This is a genomic window from Austwickia sp. TVS 96-490-7B, assembly GCF_019331795.1.
GTDB lineage: Bacteria > Actinomycetota > Actinomycetes > Actinomycetales > Dermatophilaceae > Austwickia.
This window is the reverse complement of record NZ_JAHPZL010000037.1, coordinates 1-5,977: the sequence shown is the minus strand read 5'-3', so window position 1 is coordinate 5,977 and position 5,977 is coordinate 1. Positions and strand designations below refer to the sequence as shown.

3 protein-coding genes and 1 pseudogene are annotated in these 5,977 nt (G+C 70.4%); 3 read left to right on the top strand and 1 reads right to left on the bottom strand.

Annotated features, from left to right (window positions below):
• Window positions 1–231: 231 nt before the first annotated feature.
• Window positions 232–1,251, bottom strand: a complete 1,020-nt coding sequence (locus KEM60_RS15655; protein WP_219108971.1) for a YafY family protein — start codon at window positions 1,249–1,251, stop codon at window positions 232–234.
• Window positions 1,252–1,312: 61 nt separating this feature from the next.
• Here KEM60_RS15655 and KEM60_RS15650 point away from each other — a divergent pair, with 61 nt between their 5' ends.
• The 3 genes and pseudogenes from KEM60_RS15650 (at window position 1,313) to KEM60_RS15640 (ending at window position 5,887) form a co-directional block, all read left to right on the top strand.
• Window positions 1,313–2,767 (top strand): MFS transporter, encoded by a 1,455-nt coding sequence (locus KEM60_RS15650; RefSeq protein ID WP_219108968.1) that lies wholly within the window; start codon window positions 1,313–1,315, stop codon window positions 2,765–2,767.
• A gap of 4 nt (window positions 2,768–2,771) precedes the next feature.
• Window positions 2,772–5,063: an ATP-binding cassette domain-containing protein gene (locus KEM60_RS15645; RefSeq protein ID WP_219108965.1), complete on the top strand. Its 2,292-nt coding sequence runs from the start codon at window positions 2,772–2,774 to the stop codon at window positions 5,061–5,063.
• A gap of 70 nt (window positions 5,064–5,133) precedes the next feature.
• A pseudogene (locus KEM60_RS15640) lies at window positions 5,134–5,887 on the top strand (integrase core domain-containing protein).
• The last annotated feature ends 90 nt before the right edge of the window (window positions 5,888–5,977 follow it).

Genomic DNA, 5,977 nt, shown 5'->3' with positions numbered 1-5,977 from the left:
CTGACCGCGCGTCGCCAACGACACGCTCACCGCCGACCAGGTCGATGAAACAGAGACACCCGCCCCCACCAACGGGGACGGGCGCCTCACCCTGCCTCGTGACAGGCAGCCACCACATATCAGCTGTACTGACCCGGGACGTTGATCAAGCGGGTGTTTCGACAAGTCAGTGATCTCATGGTGTGGCGGGACACGGACCCCGCTGCGGATTGGGCGCAGGTCTATGCCCGGTCACTGTGGGCTTCGTGTGCGTAGATCCGGCGGCAGGACGGGTTCCAGGCGTCGCCGGATTGTGGCGAAGGCATCGCCTAGCTCGGACGGTTCGGTATCCGTGAGGTCCGTGTCGAAGGTGATGAAGAGGCCGGCGACTCCGGCCCAGGACCACCCCCCGATCGTCAGGCGGCAGGAGTGGCGGTCGATGGGAGTGACGACGGATCCGCCTGGTGCCCAGCGGGCGACGACGTCCGCGGGCAGGGCAAGGGTTGCGGTGCCAATGCACTGCCACTGGCCGGGGGTGTCGCCTCGTTCGGGGTTCCGCACGACGAGCCGGTTCAGGTCTTCGGCGTCGAGCGGGGCGGGGGTGAAGGGGCGGCCGGCGGGGGTCTTGGGGCGGATGCGGTCGACCCGGTAGGTGCCCCAAGTGGCGTGGTTGCGGTCGCGGGCGACGAGGTACCAGCGGCCGGCCCACACGACGAGGTGGTGGGGCTCGACGTCGTGGGGCGGGCGGAAGTCGGCATCGCCCGGCCCGGGGACCCGCCCGTCGGGGTCGGCGTAGTCGAACCGCAGGCACGAGCTCGTGCGGATGGCGGACCCGACTGCCTGCAGCGTGGCGACGTCGATGGGTGGCGCCGAGAATTCCCAGTAGTTGCGCAGCGCGGTGACCTCGAAGGCTTCGCTGGCGGCGCGAAGGCGTGCGGGCATGACCCGGCGCAGGGTCGTCAGCGCTCGGGCGACGGCGTCGTCGATTCCGGTCACGGTCGCTGGTGCGGTCTGCAGGGCCAGCGCGATGGCGATGGCCTGATCGTCGTCCAGCACCAGGGGCGGGAGCTTGCCGGCGGCGCCGAGCCGGTAGCCACCACCGGGGCCGGTGACGGCTTCTACGGGGTAGCCGAGCTCGCGCAGCGTGTCGATGTCACGGCGCACCGTCCGCGCCGACACCCCGAGCCGCTCGGCGAGGTCGCCACCAGGCCACTCGATGCGCGCCTCGAGCAGGGACAGCAGCCGCAGGATGCGGGCGGAGGTATCGGCCATGCCCACAGCATGGAGCGAGTTGCGGACATTCGGTGTCCTGAACCGGCGGCACGGTGAGGCCATGACTTCTCCTCAAGACACCGCAGCGGATGCCCGGGTAGGCGGCCGGGCGGCATCGCTCGCGCTGCTGGTCGTGCTGTTCGCCTCCTTCATGGACCTGCTCGACGTCACCATCGTCACGGTCGCGGCCCCGCACATCGCGGCAGACCTAAACGCCTCGCCAGCGCAGCTGCAGTGGATGCTCGCCGCGTACACCCTCGCGCTGGGCTCGGGCCTGATCACCGGTGGCCGCATCGGCGACGACTACGGACGGCGCCGGGTGTTCCTGGCCGCCTTGGCGGCCTTCGCCGTCGCGTCCGCAGCGTGCGCTCTGGCCCCGACCGCAGGTGCGCTCATCGCCGTTCGGGCGGTCCAGGGACTTGCGGGCGGGTTCATGGTCCCGCAGGTCTTCGGGATCATCCGCTCCTCCTTTGAGCCGGCGGCCATGGCCAAGGCCTTCGGGGCCTACGGCGCCGTCCAGGGGCTGGCCTCGGTCGCCGGCCCCCTGATCGGCGGAGCGCTGGTCGACGCCGACTTGTGGGGCCTGGGCTGGCGCACGATCTTCTGGATCAACATCCCCGTCGCCTTGGTCGCTCTCGTCCTGGGTTGGCGGGTCCTGCCCGAGTCCCGCGCTGCGGCCCGCACTTGCCTGGATGGAATCGGAGCGCTGCTCGCCGCCCTCGGGGTGCTGCTGGTGCTGTTACCCCTCGTCCAGGGCCGCGACTGGGGCTGGCCCACGTGGGGCTGGGCTCTACTCACCGTCGGCGTGCTCCTGCTGGCCGGGTTCGTGCGTTACGAAGGTGCCCTCTCGGACCGCGGCGGGGCGCCGGTGCTCGACCCCGACCTATTGAAGGTCCGCCCCTTCGTCGCGGGCCTGGCCGCGTCGGTGCTGTTCTTCGGTGGCCTCGCCTCATTCTTCCTCGTCCTGTCGATCTACCTGCAGGCCGGGACCGGTCGCTCGGCCTGGGACACGGGCCTGGTGATGCTGCCGTACGCCATCGGGTCGATGCTCACCTCCGGCGCGGGTGTTGCCCTCGCCGCGAGGGCCGGGCGGGCCCTGCTTGTGGCCGGGTCGCTGACCCTGGCCGCGTCGCAGGGGCTGCTGTGGTGGCTCGTCCGCGACGGCGCGACGCCCGGCTACTGGCCCCTGGCCGGTGCCATGTTCCTGGGCGGCCTCGGGCTGGGACTGGGCGCGCCGATCCTGGTCAACGTCGTCCTGGCTGGCGTTCCCGGCCGTCGTGCCGGTGCCGCCGGCGGGGTGCTGTCCACCGTCAACCAGATCGGCGGCGCGGTCGGCGTCGCAGTCCTGGGCACCGTCTTCTTCAACGCCACCTCGGGCGCTGGCCCCGCGACCGCGCCGGCCGATCTGTTCGGCCACGCATTGGCCCAGGTGATGCCCTGGCAGGTCGCCACCTACCTGCTTGCGGCTGTCGCGATGCTCGCCCTGCCCAACACCGCAGCGACCCACCAGGACTGAACCGATGACCCCCACGACCATCCACCAGGAGCAGCCCGTGTCGAACCGCGACGTCATCAGGGTGCGCGGCGCCCGCACGAACAACCTGCGCGACGTCGACGTCGACATCCCGAAGAAGCAGCTCACCGTGGTGACCGGGGTCTCGGGGTCAGGCAAGTCCTCGCTGGCTTTCGACACCATCGCAGCTGAGTCCCAGCGGCTCCTCGCCGCGACCTACCCGGCCTTCGTCCAGAACCTCATGCCCCACCTGCCGCGCCCCGACGTCGACACCCTCGAAGGTCTCAGTGCGTCGATCGTCGTTGACCAGGCCCCCTTAGGCGCCAACCCCCGCTCCACCGTCGGGACCGCGACCGATGCCTGGTCCCTGCTGCGTCAGCTCTACGCCGGGCACGGCACCCCACCGGTGCCCGGCCCCCACGCGCTGTCCTTCAACGCCGCCACCGGGATGTGCCCGGCCTGCGAAGGCACCGGACGCACCGCCACCCTCGACGTCGATCTCGTCCTGGACCGATCCCTGTCATTGAACGATGGCGCGATCACGTTCCCCAACTTCACCGTCGGGTCCCTGTTCTGGAAGGTGTACGCCCGCAGCGGGGCGTTCGACAACGACAAGCCGGTGCAGTCGTACACCCCGGCCGAGCTCGAGCACCTCCTGACCGGCACCGGACCCAACGTCGACACCGGCACTTACCCCATGGCCTACGAAGGAGTCCTGACCAAGATCACCCGCCTGTACTTGTCCAAAGACCCCGCCGCGCTCAAACCACGCCTGCGCGAGGCCCTCGAGCACGCCGCCACCACCGGGCCCTGCCCCGGCTGTGCCGGCACCCGCCTGAACTCAGCCGCCCGCGCCTGCACCATCGACAACACCCCCATCACCACCTGCCACACCATGCCCGCCACGGACCTGCACCGCTGGCTCGCGGACCTCGACCTACGAGCCGCAGCACCGCTCATCGCCCAGCTGCAGTCCCTGCTGGCCAACCTCACCCGCGTCGGCCTGGGCTACCTCGCCCTGGACCGCCCCACCTCCACCCTGTCCGGCGGCGAGGGACAACGCATCCGCACCGTCCTTCATCTCGACTCCGCCCTCACCGACCTGACCTACGTCTTCGACGAACCCGCCGCCGGGCTCCACGCCCACGACACCGCCCAGGTCGTCACGCTCCTGCACGCGCTGCGCGACAAGGGCAACACCGTCCTGGTCGTCGAGCACCACCCCGACGTCATCACCGCCGCCGACCACGTCATCGACCTGGGCCCTGGCGCCGGCACCGCCGGCGGCACCATCACCTTCCAGGGCACGCCCGCCCAGCTCGCGGACGCGCACACTCCCACCGCCGCAGCCCTCGCCGCCGGACCCACCCTCAACATTACGCCCCGCACTCCCACCGGCACCCTGCGCATCCACGACGCCACCACCCATAACCTGCACCACCTCGACGTCGACATCCCCCTGGGCGTCCTGACCTGCATCACCGGCGTCGCCGGCGCCGGGAAGACATCTCTGCTGACGAACCTGCCCCGACGCGACGACATCGCAGTCATCGACCAACGCCCCATCCGCGGATCACGGCGCTCGACCCCCGCCACGTACACCGGCGTCATGGACTGGCTCCGCGACGCCTTCGCCAAAGCAGGCAGCACCCCCGGACACAAGCTCAAGCCCGCCATGTTCAGCGCCAACAGCGCCGGCGCATGCCCGGAGTGCACCGGCCTGGGCGTCACCTACCTCGACGCCCCCGGAAGCGGCCCCGTCCCCGTCACCTGCACCACCTGCAACGGCGCCCGCTACACCGCAGGCGTGCTCACCCACACCCTGGACGGCCTGGCGATCGCCGAGGTCCTCGGCCTGCCGGTCGCCGACGCCGCCACCCGCTACACCCACACTCCCGCAGGCCCGCCGCTGGCCGGACTGGTTGATGTCGGCCTGGGCTACCTCACCCTCGGACAACCCCTATCCACCCTCTCCGGAGGAGAACGCCAACGCCTACGCCTCGCCACCCGCATCGCGCAGTCCGCCACCGTCTACGCCCTGGACGAGCCCACCACAGGGCTGCACATGAGCGACGTCGACACCCTGACCCGGCTGCTTCACCGCCTCGTCGACGCCGGCGCGACCGTCGTCATCGCCGACCACCACCTGAACCTGATCGCCACCGCCGACCACATCATCGACCTCGGCCCCGACGCGGGACCCGACGGCGGCCACATCACCTACCAAGGACCAGCCGCCGACCTGCCCACCACCGACACCCACACCGGCCGGGCCCTCGCCGCGCGACTCGCCCTGTGACCCGCCGAGGGGCCTGCTCCTCACGCTCGACGCACGCAGTCGAGTGACGACTACGCGCACAAGGAATTCCATGCCACACGCCAACGCAGCACTGACACCGCGCCATCGACTGATGGTCGCCCGCGACCTGGCAGGCGAGTCAATGAACGACCGATCCTCGCGCCCGAAGACGTCCCCGAAGAAGATGGGGCCAGCGGTGACGAAGCGGTGCGTGAGCCTGCGAATGCGGTTGCGGGAACGGCCAGTTCAGCTCGCAGCTCGGCTCGGGAACATACCCGACGGCGGCGGCTGGCGCTACGTCGGCCGTCGCCAAGGCGAACGCAACCGCGCCGCCACCCCAGACAAGCCGAAGAGCAAATGGCACAACCCCAAGCTCGGCTACGCCTTCGTGCGCACCGTCATCGACGACCACTCCTGCGTCGCCTACACCGAGGTCCACGACGACGAGACCGCCGTCACCGCCGTAGCCGTCCTGCACAGAGCCGTCGACTGGCTCGCCGACCGCGGCGTCACCATCGAACGCGTCCTATCGAACAACGGTGAGGCGTACCCCGTCACACCTATGGCGTGACACATGCCAGGCCCTGCCGATCACCCCGAAGCGGACGCGACCATACCGGCCACAGACCAACGCCAAGATCGGGCGGTTCCACCGGGCCATGGCCGACGGGTGGGCGTACACCCGCTGCTATCGCAGCGAGCAGGAGCGACGCGACGCCTTCGCAGGTTGGCTGCATCAGTACAACGAGCACCGCCCGCATACGGCCTGCGCGAACCAGCCGCCCCTCTCACGCTTGATCAACGTCCCGGGTCAGTACAGCTGATATGTGGTGGCTGCCTGTCACGAGGCAGGGTGAGGCGCCCGTCCCCGTTGGTGGGGGCGGGTGTCTCTGTTTCATCGACCTGGTCGGCGG